Source organism: Salinicola tamaricis (assembly GCF_003006155.1).
Taxonomy (GTDB): domain Bacteria; phylum Pseudomonadota; class Gammaproteobacteria; order Pseudomonadales; family Halomonadaceae; genus Salinicola; species Salinicola tamaricis.
Window position 1 is genome coordinate 4209011 of record NZ_CP023559.1, and the last position, 22346, is coordinate 4231356.

Annotated in this window: 9 protein-coding genes, 1 other RNA gene and 10 pseudogenes; 1 reads left to right on the forward strand and 19 read right to left on the reverse strand. The window is 66.8% G+C overall.

What is annotated here, in order from left to right:
* Positions 1-29: 29 nt before the first annotated feature.
* Both secA and CN538_RS21385 read right to left on the reverse strand, forming a co-directional pair.
* Positions 30-2766, reverse strand: a pseudogene (gene secA, locus CN538_RS24695) (preprotein translocase subunit SecA).
* A gap of 79 nt (positions 2767-2845) precedes the next feature.
* Positions 2846-3187 (reverse strand): hypothetical protein, encoded by a 342-nt coding sequence (locus CN538_RS21385; RefSeq protein WP_188115178.1) that lies wholly within the window; start codon positions 3185-3187, stop codon positions 2846-2848.
* A gap of 62 nt (positions 3188-3249) precedes the next feature.
* On the opposite strand from CN538_RS21385, the gene CN538_RS19325 reads away from it, so the two are divergent.
* A complete protein-coding gene (locus CN538_RS19325) occupies positions 3250-3738 on the forward strand; it encodes a DUF721 domain-containing protein (protein WP_106420477.1) in 489 nt (162 codons plus the stop codon).
* Positions 3739-3885: 147 nt separating this feature from the next.
* Here the strand turns inward: CN538_RS19325 and lpxC are convergent.
* The 17 genes and pseudogenes from lpxC to rsmI form a co-directional block, all read right to left on the reverse strand.
* Positions 3886-4796: pseudogene (lpxC, locus tag CN538_RS19330) on the reverse strand (UDP-3-O-acyl-N-acetylglucosamine deacetylase).
* A 114-nt stretch (positions 4797-4910) separates the two neighbouring features.
* Positions 4911-6090: pseudogene (ftsZ, locus tag CN538_RS19335) on the reverse strand (cell division protein FtsZ).
* 238 nt (positions 6091-6328) lie between these two features.
* A pseudogene (gene ftsA, locus CN538_RS19340) lies at positions 6329-7395 on the reverse strand (cell division protein FtsA); the annotation flags it as partial.
* Positions 7396-7695: 300 nt separating this feature from the next.
* Positions 7696-8415, reverse strand: a complete 720-nt coding sequence (locus CN538_RS19345) for a cell division protein FtsQ/DivIB (protein WP_106420478.1) — start codon at positions 8413-8415, stop codon at positions 7696-7698.
* Positions 8416-8461: 46 nt separating this feature from the next.
* Positions 8462-9869: pseudogene (gene murC, locus CN538_RS19350) on the reverse strand (UDP-N-acetylmuramate--L-alanine ligase).
* A 34-nt stretch (positions 9870-9903) separates the two neighbouring features.
* Positions 9904-10989 (reverse strand): annotated as a pseudogene (gene murG / locus CN538_RS19355) (undecaprenyldiphospho-muramoylpentapeptide beta-N-acetylglucosaminyltransferase).
* 142 nt (positions 10990-11131) lie between these two features.
* Positions 11132-12189, reverse strand: a pseudogene (ftsW, locus tag CN538_RS25720) (putative lipid II flippase FtsW); the annotation flags it as partial.
* Positions 12183-12665: a glutamate ligase domain-containing protein gene (locus CN538_RS23725; protein WP_242495405.1), complete on the reverse strand. Its 483-nt coding sequence runs from the start codon at positions 12663-12665 to the stop codon at positions 12183-12185. The pseudogene ftsW and the gene CN538_RS23725, both read right to left, overlap by 7 nt.
* 15 nt (positions 12666-12680) lie before the next feature.
* Complete coding sequence (locus tag CN538_RS23730) at positions 12681-13559, reverse strand: Mur ligase family protein (protein WP_242495406.1); 879 nt, start codon at positions 13557-13559, stop codon at positions 12681-12683.
* 4 nt (positions 13560-13563) lie between these two features.
* On the reverse strand, positions 13564-14646 hold the full coding sequence (gene mraY, locus CN538_RS19370; protein ID WP_035473771.1) for a phospho-N-acetylmuramoyl-pentapeptide-transferase: 1083 nt from the start codon (positions 14644-14646) through the stop codon (positions 13564-13566).
* A 9-nt stretch (positions 14647-14655) separates the two neighbouring features.
* On the reverse strand, positions 14656-16011 hold the full coding sequence (locus tag CN538_RS19375) for a UDP-N-acetylmuramoyl-tripeptide--D-alanyl-D-alanine ligase (protein ID WP_106420479.1): 1356 nt from the start codon (positions 16009-16011) through the stop codon (positions 14656-14658).
* The gene (locus CN538_RS19380) at positions 16008-17546 is read right to left on the reverse strand and encodes a UDP-N-acetylmuramoyl-L-alanyl-D-glutamate--2,6-diaminopimelate ligase (protein WP_106420480.1); all 1539 of its coding nucleotides are present in this window, start codon (positions 17544-17546) and stop codon (positions 16008-16010) included. Before CN538_RS19380 ends, CN538_RS19375 begins: the two co-directional genes overlap by 4 nt.
* Positions 17543-19267: pseudogene (locus CN538_RS19385) on the reverse strand (peptidoglycan D,D-transpeptidase FtsI family protein). Before CN538_RS19385 ends, CN538_RS19380 begins: the two are co-directional and overlap by 4 nt.
* Positions 19264-19593, reverse strand: coding sequence for a cell division protein FtsL (gene ftsL / locus CN538_RS19390; RefSeq protein WP_106420481.1), 330 nt, complete (start codon positions 19591-19593; stop codon positions 19264-19266). Before ftsL ends, CN538_RS19385 begins: the two are co-directional and overlap by 4 nt.
* 9 nt (positions 19594-19602) lie before the next feature.
* Positions 19603-20584 (reverse strand): annotated as a pseudogene (gene rsmH, locus CN538_RS19395) (16S rRNA (cytosine(1402)-N(4))-methyltransferase RsmH).
* 33 nt (positions 20585-20617) lie between these two features.
* Positions 20618-20967, reverse strand: an RNA gene (gene rnpB / locus CN538_RS19400) — RNase P RNA component class A.
* 295 nt (positions 20968-21262) lie between these two features.
* A pseudogene (gene rsmI, locus CN538_RS19405) lies at positions 21263-22118 on the reverse strand (16S rRNA (cytidine(1402)-2'-O)-methyltransferase).
* Positions 22119-22346: the final 228 nt, after the last annotated feature.

Here is a 22346-nt window from a genome sequence, read left to right on the forward strand (position 1 = left end):
GCGCCACGCGACGCGGCGCCGAGTCATGCTCAGTTCAGTTTGCCGTGGCACTGTTTGAACTTCTTGCCCGAGCCGCACGGGCAGGGGTCGTTGCGCCCCACCTTGGGCCCTTCGCGGCGCACCGGCGCGTTGTCGTCGGCAGTCTGGGCGGCGGGCTCCTCGGCACCTTCGGCGGTCTCACGCGCGGCAGCCACCGCATCCTCGTGAAGCGACTGGCTGCCGGCCTGTTCACGCTCCAGCGCTTCGCGGCGCTGGCGCTCGAGATCCTCGACCTCCTCCTGACGGCGTACCTGAACGTGGCTCAGGATACGCGTCACGTCGTGCTTGATGTTGTAGAGCAGCGACTGGAACAGCTCGAAGGCTTCGCGCTTGTACTCCTGCTTGGGGTTCTTCTGGGCATAGCCGCGCAGATGGATACCCCGACGCAGGTGGTCCATCGACTGCAGATGCTCCTTCCAGCGGGTATCCAGCACCTGCAGCATCACCTGCTTCTCGAAGCGCTGCATCATCTCGCGCCCGATCGCCTCCACCTTGGCAGTGTACTGGCCGCGGTGCTGATCCAGCAGGCGCTGGCGCAGCATCTCTTCGTTGAAATTCTGGTCCTGCTCGGCCCATTCGACGATCGGCAGATCGAGATTGAACTCCTGCTTGAGCTGGTCCTGCAGATTGGCCAGTTCCCACTGTTCCGGCAGGCTCTGCGGCGGCACATAGGTGGAGATGGTCTGATCGAGCACTTCATCGCGAATGTTGGCGATGTTGTCGGAGATCTCGTCGGCGGCCAGGATTTCGTCACGCTGATCGTAGATGACCCGGCGCTGATCGTTGGAGACGTCGTCGTACTCGAGCAACTGCTTGCGGATATCGAAGTTGCGCCCTTCGACCTTCTTCTGCGCGCGCTCGACCGCGTTCGAGACCATCTTGTGCTCGATCGCCTCGCCGCGCTCCAGTCCCAGAGCGCCCATCAGACGCTGCACCCGCTCGGAGCCGAACAGGCGCATCAGGTTGTCCTCCAGCGAGAGGAAGAAGCGGGTCGACCCCGGGTCGCCCTGACGCCCGGCACGGCCGCGCAGCTGGTTGTCGATACGCCGCGATTCGTGGCGCTCCGAGCCGACCACGTGCAGGCCGCCGGCGGCGAGCACGGCGTCGTGGCGCTGCTGCCACTCGGCCTTGATCGCCTCGATCTGCGCGTCGCTGGGCGACTCCAGCTTGGCCACATCGGCCTCCCAGCTGCCGCCGAGCATGATGTCGGTACCGCGCCCGGCCATGTTGGTGGCGATGGTGACCGCGCCGGGGCGGCCGGCCTGAGCGATGATCTCGGCCTCGCTGTCGTGCTGCTTGGCGTTGAGCACGTTGTGCGGAATCTTCTGCGCCTGCATCAGTCGCGACAGATACTCCGAGGTCTCGATCGAGGCGGTACCCACCAGCACCGGGCGCTCGGCCTCACGCTGGGTCTTGACGTCCTCGATGATCGCCTCGAACTTCTCCTCGGCGCTCATGAATACCAGGTCGTTGAGATCCTGGCGTGCCAGCGGGCGGTTGGTGGGAATCACCAGCACGTCGAGGCCGTAGATGTGGTTGAACTCGAACGCCTCGGTGTCGGCGGTACCGGTCATACCGGCCAGCTTGTCGTAGAGACGGAAGTAGTTCTGGAAGGTGGTCGAGGCGAGCGTCTGACTCTCACGCTGGATGGGCACGCCCTCCTTGGCCTCGACCGCCTGGTGCAGGCCCTCGGACCAGCGCCGGCCCTGCATGGTACGCCCGGTATGCTCGTCGACGATGACGATCTGATTCTCGGCGATGATGTAGTCGACGTCGCGATGGTAGAGGCAGCGCGCGCGCAGCGCCGAGTGGATATGCTGCAGAAGCCCAGGTTCTGCACCGCGTAGAGCGAATCCTCCTCCTTGAGCAGGCCCGCCTCGCGCATCAAGCCCTCGACCTTCTGGTGGCCCTCTTCGGTCAGCTCCACCTGTTTCTGCTTCTCGTCGATCAGGAAGTCGCCGCTGCTCGGGTCCTCCTCGTCACTGCACTGCTCGAGCCGCTGCGACAGGGTGCCGATGGTGCGGTAGAGCTCGACATCCTCCTCCACCGGGCCGGAGATGATCAGCGGCGTACGCGCCTCGTCGATCAGGATCGAGTCGACCTCGTCGATGATGGCGTAGTTGAGCGGCGCTGGACCTTGTCTTCGAGCGAAAAGGCCATGTTGTCGCGCAGATAGTCGAAGCCGTACTCGTTGTTGGTACCGTAGGTGATGTCGCAGGCGTAGCCTTGCGCTTCTCCTCGTTGGGCTGCCCGGAAGCGATCACGCCGACGCTGAGGCCGAGGAATTCATACAGCGGGCGCATCCAGTTGGCGTCACGGCTGGCCAAGTAGTCGTTGACCGTAACCACATGCACGCCCTTGCCCGGCAGCGCGTTGAAGTAGACCGCCAGGGTGCCCACCAGGGTCTTACCCTCACCGGTCTTCATCTCGGCGATACGCCCATCGTGCAGCGCCATGCGCCGACCCTGGACGTCGAAATGGCGCATGCCGAGTACCCGCTTGCTCGCCTCGCGCACCACGGCGAGGCCTCGGGCAGCAGGGCATCGTGCTTTTCACCGGCTTCCAGGCGGCTGCGGAATTCGGCGGTCTTGGCGGCGAGCGCGGCATCGTCGAGCGCGGCGATGCTCTCTTCCAGCGCATTGATCGCCGTGACCTGCTTGCGCATCCGCTTGACGCGTCGCGCTCGTTCTTCGAGCCGACGAGTTTCTTGACCAATACGTTCAACATGATGGAGTTCCTGCGTCATTCATGGGCGCCTCCGCGGCCTTCGGGCCGGCGGTAGCGGCGCTGCGACAAGCGATGAAAGTCAGGCAGGAAGTGGCGGACCGCGGCGGGAGAAGGCGTCGTGCGCCAGGCGCCGCACCGCAACCAGAGCCGGCAGCACACCGACCAGGGTCGGCAATGCCAGCCGCGGCGGCTGCGGATGCGTGGTCGGTGCACGGGCGACACGGCGGGACTCGGCGCGGATCTCCTCCGGCGCCATCAGGTAGACCTGGGCCAGACGCTCAGCCAGGCGCAGCGCCTCGGCCTGCACCAGTCCGGCTGGTAGCAGGCAACCCACCAGCACGCTGGCCAGCCACCAGTGCGCCCGCTGGCGCGGTCGCCAGCGAGCGCCCGTGTGGCCGGAATGCGAATGGGCCGATGTCATGCTGTCGACGAACTCCGCGTCGTGATAGGTTTGGGGGAACTTTCCCCACTGCGTGCAAGCCGATGAGTATAAAGGCTAAGCGTTTTCGAGCCCAGTCCGTTTCCCATCTGCTCGGCCAGCCCAGCGGCCTCGGCGACGTGGTGCGCATGGCCACGCTGATCGACCGCGCCCAGCGCCATCTGCGCCGCCAGTTGCCAGCGGACGTGGCTGAGCACGTGTTCGTCGGCGGCTACCGCGACGGCGTCCTCACCTTGATCACCGATCGCGCCGCCTGGCTCACCTGGCTGCGCTACGAGCAGCCGCGCCTGCTCAAGCTGCTGCATCAGCTACCGGGCTTCGAGGCGGTGATGAAGCTGTCGCTCAAGGTACGCCCGGTGCGCCCGGTCAAGGTCGCCCCGCGCCAGGTCCGCCATCTGACCCCGGCCGGCGCCAACGCACTGACGCAATGCGCGGCGGGTATGGAAGAGTCGCCGCTGCGGCGCGCGCTCACCCGCCTCGCCTCCCACGCCGCGCCCGCGGATTCCGAAGACGGCAACGACAGCTCGCGTTAGACCAGCAGAGATCGCCCTCTCGAGCAACGAGTGAGCTCGACCACCCAGCACCATTCCCGAAAACGAAGACGCCGACCCATTGGGTCGGCGTCTTCGTGGATCGTGGCCGCGCTGTTGTCTGCGGCGACGATCGAAACAGTGTTGTCGTCAGGCCATCGCCGGGGCCGCGTAGGAGATCGGCGCCGGCTGGGCGGCCTCCTCGAAGGTCACGATCTCGAAGGCTTCCGGATGCGCCAGCAGCTCGCGACACAGCTGATTGTTGAGGCCGTGGCCAGACTTGTAGCCGCGGAACTCACCGATCAGGCTGTAGCCCAGCTGGTAGAGATCGCCGATGGCGTCGAGCATCTTGTGCTTGACGAACTCGTCCTCGTAGCGCAGGCCGTCCTGGTTCACGATGCGATAGTCGTCGACCACGATAGCGTTGTCGAGACTGCCGCCAAGGGCCAGATTCTGCGAGCGCAGGAATTCGAGATCACGCATGAAGCCGAAGGTACGCGCCCGCGACACTTCCTTGACGAAGGAGGTCGTGGAGAAATCGACGCTGGCGGTCTGCTTCTGCTGGTCGAACACCGGGTGGTCGAAATCGATCGCGAAGCTCACCTTGAAGCCGTTGTGCGGCAGGAAGGTGGCCTGCTTACCGTCGTCGCTGACCGTCACCTCACGCTTGATGCGGATGAACTTCTTGGGCGCAGCTTGCTCGGCGATACCGGCAGACTGGATCAGGAATACGAACGGGCCGGCGCTGCCATCCATGATCGGCACTTCGGCGGCGCTCAGCTCGACATAGGCGTTATCGATACCGAGACCGGCAAACGCCGACATCAGATGCTCGACCGTGGCCACCTTGACGCCATCCCGCGACAGCGCGTACACAGTTTGGTGTCGGTGACACTCTGGGCGTCGGCGGGAATCTGCACGACAGGGTCGAGATCGGTGCGCACGAACACGATGCCCGTATTGGGCGCCGCGGGACGCAGCGTCAGATACACTTTCTCTCCGGAGTGGAGGCCCACGCCCGTGGCGCGGATCGTGTTCTGCAACGTTCGTTGTTTGATCATCGGCATCGACCTGACAGTCAAATAGTTTGAAAACGGTGTTCACTATCACCGAACGACCGTTTCACCAAACATATCGACGTGACAGAATGATGAGCGTCGTGTGACGCTCTGTGTTCAGTCCGCCTGGCGCCGCGGAAGGCCGGAATGTCGAGATAGTCATCCATCTCGGCAGACTTGCGCTTCTCCTGGCTCTGCTGCTTCTTGGCTGCGGCTGCTTCCTGCTCGGCGCGGGCGGCCTGCTGGCGCATCACGGCGGGCTGCTGCAGCTTGCGGTAATCGGTCGGTTCGGGGCGCGAGGCGACACTCTCACGCGGCAGCGCTTTCTCTTTCTGCGCATCCAGGCCAGCGGCCACCACGGTCACGCGCAGCTCGTCGGACATCTCCATGTCGATCGAGGTACCCACGACGATGGTCGCGTCCTGGGAGGCGAACTCCTGCACCGTCGCACCGACATCGTTGAACTCACCGATGGAGAGATCCGGCCCGGCCCGGCGGTGATGTTGACCAGGATGCCGCGGGCGCCGTGCAGATCGATGTCTTCGAGCAGCGGGCTGCGGATCGCCTTCTCGGCGGCCTCGCGGGCGCGGTTCTCACCGGTCGCGGCGCCGGTGCCCATCATCGCCATGCCCATCTCGGACATCACGGTGCGCACATCGGCGAAGTCGACGTTGATGATACCCGGGCTGGTGATCAGCTCGGCAATCCCCTGCACTGCGCCCAGCAGCACGTCATTGGCGGCGCTGAACGCAGTCAGCAGGCTGGCATTCTTGCCCAGCACCGAAAGCAGCTTCTCGTTGGGGATGGTGATCAGCGAGTCGACGTATTCGGAGAGCGCCTTCATGCCCTCTTCCGCCGCACGCATGCGCTTGGGCCCCTCGAACGGGAACGGGCGCGTGACCACCGCCACGGTCAGGATACCCAGCTCCTTGGCCACCTGGGCAACGACCGGGGCGCCGCCGGTACCCGTGCCACCGCCCATGCCAGCGGTGATGAAGACCATGTCGGCACCCTGCAGCATTTCGGCGATGCGCTCGCGATCTTCCATCGCCGCCTGACGCCCGACTTCCGGATTGGCACCGGCGCCGAGGCCCTTGGTGATCTCGCCACCCAGCTGAAGTACGGTCTTGGCCGCCACGCGCTTGAGCGCCTGGGCATCGGTGTTGGCGCAGATGAACTCGACGCCCTCGATGTTGCTCTCGACCATGTGGTTGACGGCATTGCCGCCACCGCCGCCGACACCGATGACTTTGATGACTGCACTACTGGAAGGTGCGTTATCTACTAGTTCGAACATTGCCCCGTCTCCAAGACCGCATCGCGGCCTGTCAGAAATTTCCTTTAAACCAGCCTTTGAGTCGCGCCAACGCCGAAACCTCGTCCCTGGTTCCGCGTCGGGGAAGAAGCTCTTCCCGTTGAGGCTGGGCTGATACTGCGCGAGCGTGCTTGGCGTCTTGCATGCCGTAGAGTAGCAAACCTACCCCGGTCGAATAAATCGGGTTGCGCACCACGTCGGCCAGACCGCGCACATTGTGCGGAGAGGCGATACGCACCGGCATGTGGAAGATCTCCTCGGCCAGCTCGACCACCCCCTCCATGCGCGAGGTGCCACCCCGGTGAGTACCACGCCAGCGGCGACCAGATCCTCGTAGCCGCTGCGCCGAAGCTCCTCGCGCACCAGCGTGAAGAGTTCCTCGTAGCGCGGCTCGACCACCTCGGCCAGGGCCTGGCGCGACAGATCGCGCGATGGGCGATCGCCGACGCTCGGCACTTTGATCATCTCATCGCTGCTGGCCAGTTGGGTCAGCGCGCAGGCGTACTTGACCTTGATGTCTTCGGCGTACTGGGTCGGCGTGCGCAGGGCCATGGCGATGTCGTTGGTGACCTGGTCGCCGGCGATCGGGATCACTGCCGTGTGACGAATCGCCCCTTCGGTGAACACCGCGATATCGGTGGTACCGCCACCGATATCGACCATGCAGACGCCCAGTTCGCGCTCGTCTTCGGTGAGCACGGCGTGGCTGGAAGCGATCTGCTCCAGAATGATGTCATCGACCTCGAGACCACAGCGGCGCACGCATTTCTCGATGTTCTGTACCGCATTGAGCGCGGCGGTCACCAGGTGCACGCGCGCTTCCAGACGCACCCCGGACATCCCCAGCGGCTCGCGAATCCCTTCCTGGGTGTCGATCGCGAACTCCTGCGGGATGACGTGCAGCACGCGCTGGCCCTCGGAGATGGCGCGCGCCCGGGCAGAATCGATCACCCGCTCGATGTCGCTGGGTCCGACCTCGCGCTCCTTGATGGCGACCACGCCATCGGAATTCATCGAGCTGATGTGGCTGCCGGCGATGCCGACATAGACGGAATGGATGTCGCAGCCGGCCATCAGCTCGGCTTCCTCGACGGCACGCTGAATCGACTGCACGGTCGACTCGATATTGATCACCACCCCCTTCTTCATGCCACGCGAAGGGTGCGAACCAATCCCGGCGATTTCCAAACCGCCATCGTCCGTGGGTTGGCCCACGATGGCGACCACCTTGGATGTTCCGATATCCAGCCCGACCACCATATTGGAAGCGTTGGATTGTCCTGCCATAGGTCGGGATCGCTCCTCAAACACCGATAAAACCCGTCAAAAATGGGCCAATAAAGATCCGGGCTTATTATAGAAACAAGCGCACCTTTTTCACCAGCCCATCGCTGAAACAAAAGCCACAGTAAGCCCTTTTTCTAAAAAAGGGAAATGGACACGCCAAGGGCCGCTTTTTTTGTCGCAAGTGTAGCGAGATGGCAACGCCGACGAGTGTCTACGCATGTCATGACGCGGGACACCCGACCTAGAGCCGCGAGTGCGATCCGACTCGCAAACGCCCGCGTTCGCTATCACATCGCCGAGCTAGTTGACCTCGGCGCTGGTGTCGGTCTCTCCGTGCCAGGCCACCGCGACGCCGTTGGGATAACGCAGATCGATGTAGCGAATCTGCGACGCCTGGGCGCCCAACTGGCGCTGCCAGGCTGCGATGAAACGCGCCAGTCGGGCATCCAGATCGCTGCGCCCGAGGATCACCCAGACATTGTCGTTGACCTGAAAACGCCATGCCCCACGCGCTTCGAGGCGCAATTGAGTGACATCGAGTCCGAGATCGGAGAGCGTGCGCCGCAGCGAGTCATAGTAGGCCAGTACTTCACGCCCGCTACCCTCGGGGCCGCCGAGGTCGGGCAGGCGCCGGCCGAAGTCGTCGATCGGCCCGGGGAGGAAAGGCTGGCCGCGGCTGTTGAGCAGCGCGTCGTCGTTCCAGCGTGCCACCGGGTCCTGCTCGTAGAGCTCGAAGCGCAGCGCATTGGGCCACTCGCGGGTGACCTTGACCTCGCGCAGCCACTGGATCTGGCGTGCCTGGTCGCGCAGCGCCGGCAGATCGATGGAGAGCCAGGTGTGGCCGCGGATCAGCGGTGCCAGCTGCTGCAGGTAACTGGCGCTGACATACTCGAGGTCACCGCTTATCGAGACCCGGGCTATCGGCTTGTCCAGCCACAGCCACAGCGCACGCCCGCCGGCGCCCAGCAGCACGAAGATCATCAGCACGCCGATCAGCGCACCCCGCGCATTGGCGTTCATCGTTGACGCCTCCGCACGATGCTCGGCAAGCGAGTCGAGCTCGGGCTCAAAGCACCACCTCGTCGAGATCGAGGCCGCTACCGGCCAGCTTGAGCGCAATACCACCGACATCGCCGGCGCCCTGGGTGATCAGGATGTCGTCGGGTCGCAACACATGGGAGAGCATATCGGGCAGCGCGGCCTTGTCTTCGACGAACATCGGATCGACCAGACCGCGCTGGCGGATCGAGCCGGCCAGCATCTTGCCTTCGGCACCGGGGATGGGCGCCTCGCCGGCGCTGTAGACATCCAGCAGCAGCAGCGTGTCGACTCCCGAGAGCACGCGCACGAAGTCTTCGTAGAGATCCCGGGTACGGCTATAGCGGTGCGGCTGGTAGACCATCACCAGACGACGCTCCGGCCAGCCGGCACGCACCGCGCGAATCACCATCTCGACCTCACGTGGGTGGTGGCCATAGTCATCCACCAGCATCACCTCGCCACCAGCTTGAGCGGATAGTGACCGTGCACCTGGAAGCGCCGGCCGACGCCGCCGAAGGAGGCCATGCCGGCGACGATATCGGCGTCGGCGACACCGGCATCGGTGGCCACCGCGATCGCTGCCAGCGCGTTGAGGGCATTGTGCGCCCCCGGCATCGCCAGTCGAATGCGCAGATCGGCGTGCCCCTCGGGGCGCACCGCGACGAAGCCGATCTCCCCCGCCTCCTGCCAGAACTCGCTGACGCGAAAGTCGGCGTCCTCGCTGAAGCCGTAGGTAACGAAGTGGCGCTGCACCCGCGGCAACAGCTCGCGCACGTTGTCGTCATCGATGCATAGCACCGCGCGACCGTAGAACGGCAGGTTGTGCAGGAACTCGATGAAGGTATTCTTCAAGCGCGAAAAGTCACCGTCGTAGGTCGCCATGTGATCGGCATCGATGTTGGTGACGATGGCGGTCATCGGCTGCAGGTGCAGGAAAGAAGCATCCGATTCGTCGGCCTCGGCGACCAGGAACTCGCCGGCGCCCAGACGCGCATTGGTGCCAGCGCTGGTCAGCTTGCCACCGATGACAAAGGTCGGGTCGAGCCCCGCCTCGCCCAGCAGCGTCGACAGCAGACTGGTAGTGGTGGTCTTGCCGTGAGTGCCGGCGACTGCGATGCCATGGCGAAAACGCATCAACTCGGCCAGCATCTCGGCGCGCCGCACCACCGGCACGCGGTGCTCCCGGGCCCAGGCGATCTCCGGATTGCTGGCGTCCACCGCGGTGGAGACCACCACCACGTCGGCGCCCTCGGCGTTGACCTCGGCATGCCCGATCGCCACGCGAATGCGCACTCACGCAGATGCTGGGTCACCGTCGACTCGCGCAGATCGCTGCCGCTGACGGTGTAGCCCTCGTTGGCCAGCACCTCGGCGATGCCGCACATGCCGGCACCGCCGATGCCGACGAAGTGAATCCCGCGGATCCGCCGCATCCCCAGATGCGAACGGACCGGACGATTCTCGATGCTATCGCTCACTTGTCACCTCCATGCAGCCCTCGAGCATGCGCTCGATGGCATCCAGATGCGCTACCCGGCGTGCCTGGATCGCCATCTGCGCGAGCACGTCGGGGCGCAGCAGCGCGTCGAGCGCCTGCGTCAGCGCTGCGGCGTCAACTCGCTCTGCTGTATCAGTTCGGCGCCACCGGCCGCGACCAGATGGCGCGCATTGTGGGTCTGGTGATCGTCCACCGCGTGGGGGAACGGCACCAGCAGCGACGGCTTGGCCGCCGCACTCAGTTCGGCGATCGTCAGTGCACCAGCACGACAGACGATCAGATCGGCCCAGTCATAGGCCTCGGCCATGTCATCGATGAAGTCGCTCACCTCGGCGGCCACCCCAGCCTCGCGGTAGCCCACCTGGGTCGCTGATTCCTTGTCGCGGCCGGCCTGATGGCGTACCGCCGGACGGGTCTCGGCGGGTAGCGCTGCCAGCGCCTCGGGCAGACGCTCGTTGAGCGCCTGCGCCCCCAGCGAGCCGCCCAGCACCAGCAGCCGCAGCGGCCGCCCGGCCATCGCCGCGGCATCCCGCGGCGACTCACCCAGACGCGCGATCTCCTCACGCACCGGATTGCCCACCACCTCGGCACGCGAGCCCGGAAAAGCACCCGGAAAGGCGGCGTAGGTGCGCGTCGCCAGGCGCGCCAGGGCGCGATTGGTCAGCCCCGCGATCGCGTTCTGCTCATGCACCAGCAGCGGTTTACCGCAGAGCCGCGCGGCGAGCCCGCCGGGGCCGCTGGCGAAGCCGCCCAGCCCGACCACCAGCTGCGGGTCGAAGCGCTGGATCACCCGGCGCGCCTGCAGCACCGCACGACTCAGGCGCCACGGAATCGCCAGCCAGCCAGCCAGACCGTTACCCCGCAGTCCGGCCACATCGATCCGATGCAGCACCAGTCCGGCCGCCGGCCCACCAGCCGATTCTCGATCCCCGTGGGCTGCCCAGCCACTCGACCGTGACGCCGCGCTGGACCAGCGCCCGCGCCAGCGATAGCGCCGGCACCACGTGGCCACCGGTCCCCCCGGCCATGATCAGGACGCGCTCGAGTTGGCTCATGTCTCGCTCCCCTGCGACTGCCGCGCCGCGGACTCCTGCGGCGGCCCTGCGCCGCCGCGGCAGCGCGACGCTGGCCGCGGCGAACCTCGGCATCGACCCGGAACAGCATCGCCACCATGATGCCGCTGACGATCAGGCTCGAGCCGCCGTAGCTCAACAACGGCAGCGTCAGCCCCTTGGTCGGCAGCATGCCGGAACTCACCGAGATGTTGATAAAGGCCTGGGCACCGATCACCAGCGCAATGCCGTAGCACAGGTAAGCGGCGAACGGCATCCGCGCCAGCTCCGCCTTGCGTCCGATACGAAAGGCGCGGAACACCAGCAGGGCGAACAGCAGGATCACCCCCACAGCCCCGAACAGCCCCAGCTCTTCGGCCAGCACCGCGAACACGAAGTCGGTGTGCGCCTCGGGCAGATAGAACAGCTTCTGCACACTATTGCCCAGCCCCAGCCCCAACCAGTGCCCGCGGCCGAAGGCGATCAGCGCCTGGGTCAGCTGATAGCCGGTGTTGTACTGATCCGCCCAGGGGTTGGCGAAGCTGGTGATACGCTGCAAGCGATAGGGCTCGGCCACGGCCAGCATCACCGCGCCCGAGCCGACCACGATCAGGATCAGCAGGAAGCGCCACAGCGGCGCACCGGAGAGCAGCAGCATGCCCATCACGCAGCCGGTCATGACCACCACGGCGCCGTAGTCCGGCTCCAGAATCAGCAGAAAGCCGATCAGCGCCATCACCGCCAGCGGGCGCATGAAGGCGCCCCAGGTGCGCCGCACCTCGGGCAGGAAGCGCTCGAGGTATCCGGCGACATAGACGATCATGAACAGCTTGGCGACCTCGGAGGCCTGGACGTTGACGATGCCCAGCGGAATCCAGCGCCGGCTGCCGTTGATCTCGCGCCCACCAGCAGCACCAGCACCAGCAGCGCCAGCCCCAGGATCAGTAGCATCGGCCCCTTCTCGCGCCACCACCACAGCGGCAGACGCACCGCCAGCAGGCCAACCCCGATCGCCGCGAGCACGAAGATGCCGTGGCGAATGCTGAAGTAGTAAGGATTGCCGGTGAGACTGGCGGCGATCTCGGTGGACGCCGACGTGACCATGACCCAGCCGATCAGCATCAGCGCCAATGCCGACAGCAGCAACCAGCCATCGAAGGATTGATGGCGGGTGGTAAAGCGTTGTTCCAACCCTTTCAGCATGTGGCTTCCTGCCCTTGCGCCAGAATCTCGCGGAACGCCGCGCCGCGCGCCAGATAGTTGGGGAACTGATCGAGACTGGCACAGGCCGGCGACAGCAGCACGCAGTCGCCGGGCTCGGCGATGGCGGCAGCGCGACGCATCGCCTCGGCCAGGGTCTCGACCCGGGTCACCGGAAGATGCCCGGCCAGTGCCGCGGCCAGGCGCTCGGCATCCTGGCCGAAGACCACCGCCTCGCGCGCGTGGCGTGCCAGCGGCGGTGCCAGCGGGGTGAAATCGGCGCCCTTGCCCACGCCCCCGCCGAGCCACACCAGGCGCCCGGCGAGCCCTTCGCCGACGCCGGCGATGGCGGCCAAGGTCGCGCCGACGTTGGTGCCCTTGGAGTCGTTGATCCAGCGTACGCCGTGGCGCTCGAGCACCACCTCGCCGCGGGTGGTAGCCCGGCAAAACGCCTCAGCACCTGGCGCATCCCCGCCCACGGCAGGCCCATCGCCTCACCGATGGCCGCCGCCGCCAGGGCGTTGGCCTGGTTGTGGCGCCCCGCCATGGCCAGCTCCGACACCGGCATCAGCCCCTCGGCGCCGCGACACAGCCAGGGCGTGTCGGCACCGGCAGGCATCGCCACACCCCACTCGTTGGTGCCGGCGGGGCGGCCCGGGTGAAGCGCACGCAGGGTAGCTGGGGTCGTCGGGCCAGGTGGCACTATCTTCGGCATTGACCACCGCCCGCTCGGCGCCGCGGAAGATACGTGCCTTGGCGGCGCGATAGCCGGCCATGTCGCCGTGGCGGTCGAGGTGATCCTCGGAGAGATTGAGAAAGGCGGCACAGGTCGCATCCAGCGTGTCGAGACTCTCGAGCTGAAAACTTGACAGCTCGAGCACGAACCAGGCCGCCTCGGGCCGGTCGAGCAGCAGATCCAGTGCCGCTTCACCGAGGTTGCCGCCGACAGCGACGTCGAGCCCCGCCTCCCGGGCCATCTCGCCCACCAGCGTGGTCACCGTGGACTTGGCGTTGGAGCCGGTGATCGCCACCAGCGGCGCCTGACAGTAGCGCCGGAACAGCCCGATCTCACCCACCAACTTATGCCGATAGGGCGCAAGCCCGGCGCCCACGGTATCCACTCCCGGGCTCACTGCGATCTCGCTGAAGGCGTCCAGATCCAGCTTCTCGAGGGCGCCCAGGTGCAGCGACACCTCGGGGAAATCGGCGCGGAAGGCTTCCAGGCCCGGCGGCGCGCTGCGCGTATCCGCCATGACGAAGGCTTCGCCGCGCGCGCGCAGAAAACGCGCGATGGCGCGCCCGGAGATACCCAGGCCCACCACCAGACGCGGGCCGGCCGGCAGGTCGTTGGCACGCTGCGATATCGAGCTCATGGGATCAGCGCAGCTTGAGCGTCGCCAGCCCCAGCAGGACCAGCATCACGGTGACGATCCAGAAACGCACGATGACGCGCGGTTCGGGCCACCCCTTGAGTTCGAAATGGTGATGCAGCGGCGCCATGCGGAAGATGCGCCGCCCGGTCAGCTTGTAGGAGCCGACCTGCAGGATCACCGAGACCGTCTCCATCACGAATACCCCGCCCATGATGAACAGCACGATCTCCTGGCGCACGATCACCGCGACCACGCCCAGCGCGGCACCCAGTGCCAGCGCACCCACATCCCCCATGAACACCTGAGCCGGATAGGTGTTGAACCACAGAAAGCCGAGTCCGGCCCCGGCGATGGTGCCGCAGAAGACCGCCAGCTCGCCGGCCCCGGGGACTTCGGGAATGTGCAGATAGTTGGCGAATACCGCATTGCCGCTGGCATAGGCGAACACCGCCAGCCCCATGGACACCAGCACGGTGGGCATGATCGCCAGCCCGTCGAGCCCGTCGGTCAGGTTGACCGCATTGGAGCTACCGACGATGACCAGATAGCTGAGCACCACGAAGAAGCCGCCGAGGGGAATCACCACATCCTTGAACAGCGGCACGATCAGACTGATCTCGACCGGGCTGGCAGCCGTGAAATAGAGCACCAGCGCCGCGCCGAGGCCGATCACCGACTGCCAGAAGTACTTCCAGCGTGCCGGCAGGCCGCGAGGGTTCTTCTCCACCACCTTGCGGAAGTCATCGACCCAGCCGATCGCGCCGAAGCCCAGCGTGACCGCCAACACCAGCCACACATAATGATTGGTCAGATCGCCCCACAGCAGCGTGCTCACGGCAATCGAGATCAGGATCAGTGCGCCCCCCATGGTCGGGGTGCCGGCCTTGGAGAGGTGCGACTGCGGGCCGTCGTCGCGTACCGCCTGACCGATCTGACGCTCGACCAGGCGCTTGATCATCTGCGGCCCCATCCACAGGCTCAGGAAGAGCGCCGTCAGCGTCCCCAGGATGATGCGCAGGGTGAGATATCCGAAGACATTGAAGGCACTTTGAAAATGCGTCAGCAGTTCAGCCAGAAAAAGCAGCATGAGTCCGATTCACCTTGAGGCGTCGTCACGCAGCGCGGTCACGAGTCGTTCCATACCGGCACTACGTGATCCCTTGACCAGTACGCTGGCGTGGGAAGGCAACTGATCACGGGCGAAGCGCTCGAGCGCCGCCCAGTCGTCGAAATGGTGGCCTTCGTCACCGAAGGCCTCGGCTGCGGCACGCGCCGGTTCCCCGAACGTGCCCAGACAATCGATACCGAGATCGCGCGCGGTGCGCCCCACCTCGGCGTGCAGCGCCGCCGACTCAGCCCCCATCTCGCCCATCGCGCCGAGAAAGCACCAGCGCGGTGCCGGCAGGGTCGCCAGCGTCTCCAGCGCGGCGCGCATGGCGCCTGGGTTGGCGTTGTAGCTGTCGTCGATCAGGCAGCTGCCGCGAACGCCCGCCACCATCTGCATGCGTCCGCTCATCGCAGTAGTCGCGGCGAGCCCGGCGACGATCTCGTCCGGCGCGAACCCCAGCGCGTGGGCCGCTGCCGCGGCTACCAGCGCATTGCGCACGTTGTGGCGCCCGATCAGCGCCAGTTTCACCGTCCGCGCCGGGGCGTCCGGCAGCGAGAGCGTGAAAGCATAACGTCCGGCGTCATCACAGACCAGATCGTGTGCGGTGACCGCCGCCGGGGCGTCGATGGCAATGTCGAGCACGCGGGCGCTGCCCGCCAGCGCCCGCCATACCGGGAAATAGTGCTGCTGACGGTCGAGCACGGCGACACCTTCACTACCCAGGCCGGCGAGAATCTCGCCCTTGGCCTGGGCGATCTGCCCCATGCCGCCGAACTCGCCCACATGGGCGCCGGTGACGTTGGTGATGATCGCCACCTGCGGCCGAGCCAGCGCCGTGGTCCAGGCGATCTCGCCGAGGTGGTTGGCACCCAGCTCCACCGCGGCGTAGCGATGATCCGCACGCAGCCCCAGCAGGGTCAGCGGCGCGCCGATGTCATTGTTGAGATTGCCGCGGGTGGCCAGGGTCGGAGCGCGTCGGGAAAAAATCGCCGCGAGCAGCTCCTTGACCGTGGTCTTGCCACTGTTGCCGGTGACCGCCACCAGCTCGCCCGCCCAGGCCAGCCGGTGCGCACGCGCCAGCAGACCCAGCGCCAGGCGAGTATCCGGCACCACGATCTGCGCCAGCGGGTCGGTCACCGGGTGGGCCACCACGGCCCCCACCGCACCGCGCTCGCGCGCCGTGGCGAGGAAGTCGTGCGCATCGAAGCGCTCACCCTTGAGCGCCACCAGCAGATCTCCCGGGGCCAGCTCGCGAGTGTCGGTGACGATGCGCGCGACCTCGCTATCCTCAGCGACCCCGGGCGCCCCCAGGGTCGCGGCGATGGCGTTCAGACTCAGGTTCACGCCTGCGCCTCCCGCAGCGCGCACGCCGCCCGGGCCTGTTCGAGATCGTCGAACGGATGGCGCACCCCGGCGATCTCCTGGTAATCCTCGTGCCCCTTGCCGGCGATCAGCACGATATCGTGGGGGCCGGCCTCGGCGATCACCCGCCGGATCGCCTCGCCGCGGCCATCGATCGACCAGGCATTGGCCGCCGCCGCGGGCGACAGGCCGGCGACGATCTCGCCGCGAATGGTCGCAGGGTTCTCGCTACGCGGGTTGTCGTCGGTCACCACCAGCCGATCGGCGTGGCGCTCGGCGACCGCCGCCATCAGCGGGCGCTTGCCGCTGTCACGGTCGCCGCCGCAGCCGAACACGCACCACAGCTGGCTATCCGCCTGGGCCGGCAGATGCTCACGCAGCGCGATCAGGGCATTGTCCAGCGCATCCGGCGTGTGGGCGTAGTCGATCACCACGCTGGGTATTTCACTGTCAGGATCGCGCGGCAGCCGCTGCATGCGTCCGGGCACCGGCGACAGCGACTGTGCCGCCGGCCACAGCGTCGCCAGCGGCACGCCCAGGCCATAGAGCGTAGTCATCGCCAGCAGCGCATTGTCGAGATTGAAGCGCCCCATCAGCGGCAGCTCGAGCAGGTGCTCGTCTTCCGGCGAGGCGACCACGGCGTGGAGCCCCTGCGGCAGCGTCTCGCAGCCGGCCACGCGTAGCGTGGTCGCCTCGGCCATACCGGTGGCCAGCACGCGTACTCCGGGAGCCAGCCCCGCCAGCATCAGCCGCGCCAGCGGGTCGTCGGCGTTGACCACCGCCAGCCGCAGACCCTCGCGGCGGAACAGCTTCGCCTTGGCCGCGGCGTAGGCGGCCATGCTGCGGTGATAATCGAGATGATCACGACTCAGATTGGTGAAGACCGCGGTCGTGATCGGGGTATCGCCGAGACGCTCCTGCTCCAAGGCGTGGGAGGAGACCTCCATGGCCACGGTCTCGACCCCTTCGCTGGCGAGCTCGCCCAGCATCTGCTGCAGCTCGAGCGGTCCCGGCGTGGTCTGGCGCGCCGCCTTGAGCCGCTGCGGGCGGCCATAGCCGAGCGTGCCGATCACCGCTGCCGGGCGCCCCACGGCCTCCAGCAGCGTGGCGATATAGTGGGTGACCGAACTCTTGCCGTTGGTGCCGGTGACGCCGATCAGCGTCAGGCTATCGGGCACCGCGAACAGCTGACGGCCGAATTCGGACTGCCGCTCGGCGAGCCCTGGCAACGCCAGCACGCGGGCGTCATCCTGCCACGCAGCATCGAGCCCCTCGGCCTCGGCCAGCACCAGCGCCGCGCCCTGCTCGAGCGCCTCAGCGATGAACTCGCGCCCATCGCGTGCCACTCCGGGCAGCGCGATGAACAGCTCAGCACCGCCGCTCACTCCGCGGCTGTCGAGCGCCAGCGTCACGCTGTCGGCATCCGCCAGACGTCGTCGCAGTGACGCCAGATCGGCCTGTGGCCACAGCGCCTCGAGCGCGTCGATCAGACGCGAGACTTCGACTTCGAGCGTCATGGTGCCGTCTCCTCTTCGGGCTGGTCCGGCGGTACGTCGAGCAGGCGCAGGGCGCTGCCGACCACGCGGCTGAATACCGGCGCGGCGACCAGCCCGCCGTAGTAATCGCCCTTCTTGGGATTGTCGATCATCACCACGGTAACGATGCGCGGGTTGGTGGCCGGGGCGATACCGGCGAACAGCCCACGATAGGCGGTCTTCTGATAGCCGGTACTGGTGACCTTGCGCACCGTACCCGTCTTGCCCGCGATCTGATAGCCGGGAACCATCGCCAGGTGCCCGCCGGCATTGGGCTTGACGATTTGCTCCATCATCTCGAGCAGCTCATGCGCCACCTTGGGTGCCATCACCTGGTCACTCTCCGGCTCGCCGTTGAGCTTGAGCAGTGAGGGATGCAGACGCTTGCCGTCGTTGGCGATCGCGGTGTAGGCGCTGGCCAGTTGCAGCGGCGTGACCGCGATACCGTAGCCGTAGGCCATCGCGGCCTGGGCGCTGCGCGGCAGATTGGTCAGCGACGGCAGGCTACCGCTGTTTTCGCCCGGGAAGCCGGTACCCGGTGACTGCCCCAGACCGAGCTGGCGATAGCGATTCCAGATGGTGTCCTTGGCAGCGACAGCGCGATGTGCGCCATGCCGATGTTGGAGGAGTGCAGCAGAATGCCCGCCGGCGTGAGCTTGCCGTAATTGCGGAAGTCGCGAATGGTGTAGCCGTCCACCACCATCCAGCCGGGCGAGGTATCGATGACACTCTGCGGGGTGTACTCGCCGGAGGCCAGCGCCGCCGACATCGCCAGCGGCTTCATCACCGACCCTGGCTCGATGGCGTCGGTGATCGCCTGGTTGCGCAGCCCGCGCACGTCGACGTCGGAGCGGTTGTTGGGGTTGTAGGAAGGCAGGTTGGCCATCGCCAGCACCTCGCCGGTGTGGGCATCGAGCATCACCAGCGAGCCACCGTCGGCGTCGTTCTCGCGCACCCCGGCGGCCAGCTCGCGGTAGGCCATGTACTGCAGGCGCAGGTCGATCGACAGCTTGAGGTCGCCGCCAGGCCGGGCATCCTTGATCAGGTGCAGGTCGCGGACCAGACGTCCCTTACGGTCCTGCAGCACTCGCCGCTTGCCCGGCTCGCCGGTCAGGTAGCGGTTGTAGGCAAGCTCGAGCCCCTCCTGGCCGCGGTCGTCGACATTGGTCACCCCGACCAGCTGCGCCGCCACCTCGCCCGCCGGATAGTAGCGCTTGTACTCGTCGCGGGCGTAGACCCCGGACATCTGCAAATCGATCGCCGGCTGCGCCTGCGCCGGGGTGAGCTGACGCCGCAGATACATGAACTCCTTCTGGGCGTAGCGGCCGACGCGGTCGCGCAGCTCCTGCGGATCGAGCTTGAGCGCCTGAGCCAGCAGGGTGAGCTGGATCGGGTCGGTGGGCAGCTCCTGCGGGTTGGCCCACAGCGTCACCACCGGCGTCGAGATCGCCAGCGGGTCGCCGTTGCGATCACTGATCATGCCGCGGTGGGCACCGATCGACTCCACCCGCAGGGTGCGCGCGTCACCCTGGTTCTGCAGAAAGCTGCGGTCGATCACCTGCAGGTAGACCACCGCCACGCCCGACCAGTGCGGCGAGGGCGACCAGAATGACGCCCAGCATGAACCAGTAGCGACCGCCGCCCAGCGGCGCGCCGGGGGCTCGCGACTTGGGTGTGGCGGTGCGTCGGCGCGTGGCGCTCATGGGGTAATGACCTTGACGTCACCCACACTCGGCACGCGCATGTCCAGACGCTTGCTGGCGAGCGCCTCGATACGCGCCGGCGACGACCAGGTGCTCTCCTCCAGCAGCAGGCGGCCCCACTCGGTCTGCAGCGCATCACGCTGATTCTCGAGTTTCTGCAGCCGGGCGTACTGCAGCCGGGTGAGGTGGGACGTGCTGATGATCGCCAGCGCGCTGGCAAGGAGAGCGACGATGAGCAGGATCAGGATGATCGAACGGGTACCCGTACGGCGGGCGAATGGCCAGTCCCCATAGAGCGGGGGCCTGCGTCTTCCTTGAACGGCCATGGAGCTCCTTTACGCCAACTTCTCGGCGATGCGCATCACCGCGCTGCGCGCACGGGGATTGCCATCGACTTCGCGCTCACCGGGGCGCAGTGCCTTGCCCACCGGCTTGAGCCGCTTGTTGAGCTGATCCTCGCGTATCGGCATGCCGCGGGGCAAGTGGGTGTCGCCGCGGGATTGATCGCGAATGAAGCGCTTGACCAGCCGATCCTCGAGCGAGTGAAAGCTGATCACCACCAGGCGCCCGCCCGGGGCCAGGGTCTCCAGCGCCGCGCTCAGCGCGCGCTCGAGCTGGCCCAGCTCGTCGTTGAGATGGATGCGGATCGCCTGGAACACCCGGGTCGCCGGGTGCTTGCCCTTCTCCCAGGCCGGGTGCGCAGCCTTGACGATCTCGGCCAGCTGCTGGGTGCGCGCGATCGGCGCCTCACGCCGCGCCGCGACGATGGCCCGCGCGATGCGCTTGGCGAAGCGCTCCTCGCCGTAAGTCTTGAACACCCGCGCCATCTCCTGCTCGTCGCTGTGCGCGATCCAAGCGGCAGCACCGACCCCGGAGTCGGGGTCCATGCGCATGTCCAGGGGGCCATCACGCAGGAAGCTGAAACCGCGTTCGGGGTCGTCGAGCTGCGGCGAGGAAACGCCGACGTCGAGCAGTACACCATCGAGCCGGCCGCTCAACCCTGCGGCTGCGGCATGTCGATCGAGCTCGGCGAAGACCCCGGGACAGATCTCAAAGCGCGGGTCGGTGATCGCCGCGGCTGCGGCCAGCGCGGCGGGGGTCGCGGTCGATCGCCAGCAGCCGCCCTTCAGGGGCCAGGCGCTCGAGAATCGCCCGCGAGTGGCCGCCGCGCCCGAAGGTACCATCCAGGTAAAAGCCGTGCGGCGAGCGCACCAGGGCATCGACGGCGCCATCGAGCAGCACGCTGGTGTGGCGGTAGTCCGGCGAGCCGGCCGCGCCATCGTCGGGTGCCTGTGGAGCCTTGTCGCGGTGCAGCATGCGGATCTCGGTATTCGAACGGCGAAGAAAAGAGGTGGGAGTCGGCCGATAAGCCGGGTTCTGTCGAGGACAGTCATTCATCTAGGAGGCACGTCGCCATGCCTCTCGAGCAACCTACCCGGATCCAGCGCGGGCCGCGCCGAAGGATCCCTATTTGGTCTTGCTCCAGGTGGGGTTTACCGTGCCACGCACTGTTACCAGGCGCGCGGTGCGCTCTTACCGCACCCTTTCACCCTTACCGGCCGCCGAAGCGGCTTAGGCGGTCTACTCTCTGCTGCACTGGCCGTCGGCTTGCGCCGCCCAGGCGTTACCTGGCACCTTGCCCTATGGAGCCCGGACTTTCCTCCCCCGGATCAACCGGCGGCGACTGTCTGGCCAACTCCCAAGCGCGCAAGAATAGCAGCACCCCCTGCCCCTCTCAACACTGGGCTGCAGCCATCGACGCGCGGCGCCCCACCTGTCGCCGAACGGCGACGCACCAAGCGCCTCTCAGAGGGTGTTTACAAACTCGGCGAGCGAAGGCAAGACCGGGGCGCGTAGCCAAGGCAAAATCGGTCGAAAAAAGGACCGGGCTGGCGTTCCAGTTTACACGGGGTAAATGAGTATTTTGACCGGGCTCGCGTACGAGGCCGATTTTAACGCCGTATTGCCGAGCGCAGGCATTTTGTAAACGCCCTCTCAGGGTGCGTCGGACTGCTGCGCCAAGGCCAACTGATACCACTGCTTGCGGCGCCCACCGAGCACTTTGGTCGCCACCGCCGCAGCACTCTTGACGCCAACGCCTTCGGCCAGCATCGCGGCGATCAGCGCTTCGCCCTCGGCGGTGTCCAAAGTGCGCTCGGCGGGCTCGGCTCCGGCGACCATGACCACGAACTCGCCACGGGTCTGATCCGGGTCCGCCGCCATGCGCGCCAGCAGTTCGTCGGGCGTGCCCTCGAGCAGCGTCTCGAAGGTCTTGGTCAGCTCCCGTGCCAGCACCACCCGGCGCGCCCCCAGCGTCGCTTCCAGGTCGGCGAGCAGATCGCGAATCCGGTGCGGCGACTCATAGAAGACGCGCGTCTCGGTGCGCTCCGCGTCCGCTTCCAGCTGGCGTCGGCGCGCCGTCGACTTGGCTGGCAGAAAGCCTTCGAAGAGAAAGCGATCGGTCGGCAGCCCGGCCACGCTGAGCGCGGCTACCAGTGCGCAGGCGCCGGGCACCGGCACCACCCGGAAACCGCTGCGGCGCAACTCGCGCACCAGCACGAATCCCGGATCGGATATCAGCGGCGTACCAGCATCGCTGACCAGCGCCAGCCGCTCGCCCGCCGCCAGCCGCTCGCGCAGCCACTCGGCGCGGGCGGCCTCGTGTGTCGTGCAGAGAGACCAACGGCCGCTCGATTCCCAGGTGGCGCAGCAGGCGCTGGGTATGTCGGGTATCCTCGGCGGCGATCCGATCGACCTCGCCCAGCACCCGCGCGGCGCGGGCGCTCAGGTCCTCGAGATTCCCAATCGGCGTGGCGACCACGTACAATACGCCTTCATTTGTCTCGCTCATTCGGTAACATCCGGGTTGCGGTGCATGGGAAAACCCTGTGCCGGGCGTCTCGCGCACGATCCGCTCATCGCGAGGAGAAACGCCGCGGACGCCACGCCTTCATCGCGAGCGCTCGGCAGCGAGAGTTCAGGGAGTCGTTCCGACGGCCGCCGCCGCTGGCCGGCAGCCGCCAGCGGAACGAGGGAACCGAGACCGGCCGCCGTCACCGCCAGTGGGGCGCGACAGCGC

Coding starts and splice junctions, on each gene's coding strand:
- CN538_RS21385 (WP_188115178.1), bottom strand. CDS start 3,187: ATGACATCGGCCCATTCGCATTCCGGCCACACGGGCGCTCGCTGGCGA.
- CN538_RS19325 (WP_106420477.1), top strand. CDS start 3,250: ATGAGTATAAAGGCTAAGCGTTTTCGAGCCCAGTCCGTTTCCCATCTG.
- CN538_RS19345 (WP_106420478.1), bottom strand. CDS start 8,415: ATGAACGCCAATGCGCGGGGTGCGCTGATCGGCGTGCTGATGATCTTC.
- CN538_RS23730 (WP_242495406.1), bottom strand. CDS start 13,559: ATGAGCTCGATATCGCAGCGTGCCAACGACCTGCCGGCCGGCCCGCGT.
- mraY (WP_035473771.1), bottom strand. CDS start 14,646: ATGCTGCTTTTTCTGGCTGAACTGCTGACGCATTTTCAAAGTGCCTTC.
- CN538_RS19380 (WP_106420480.1), bottom strand. CDS start 17,546: ATGACGCTCGAAGTCGAAGTCTCGCGTCTGATCGACGCGCTCGAGGCG.
- ftsL (WP_106420481.1), bottom strand. CDS start 19,593: ATGGCCGTTCAAGGAAGACGCAGGCCCCCGCTCTATGGGGACTGGCCA.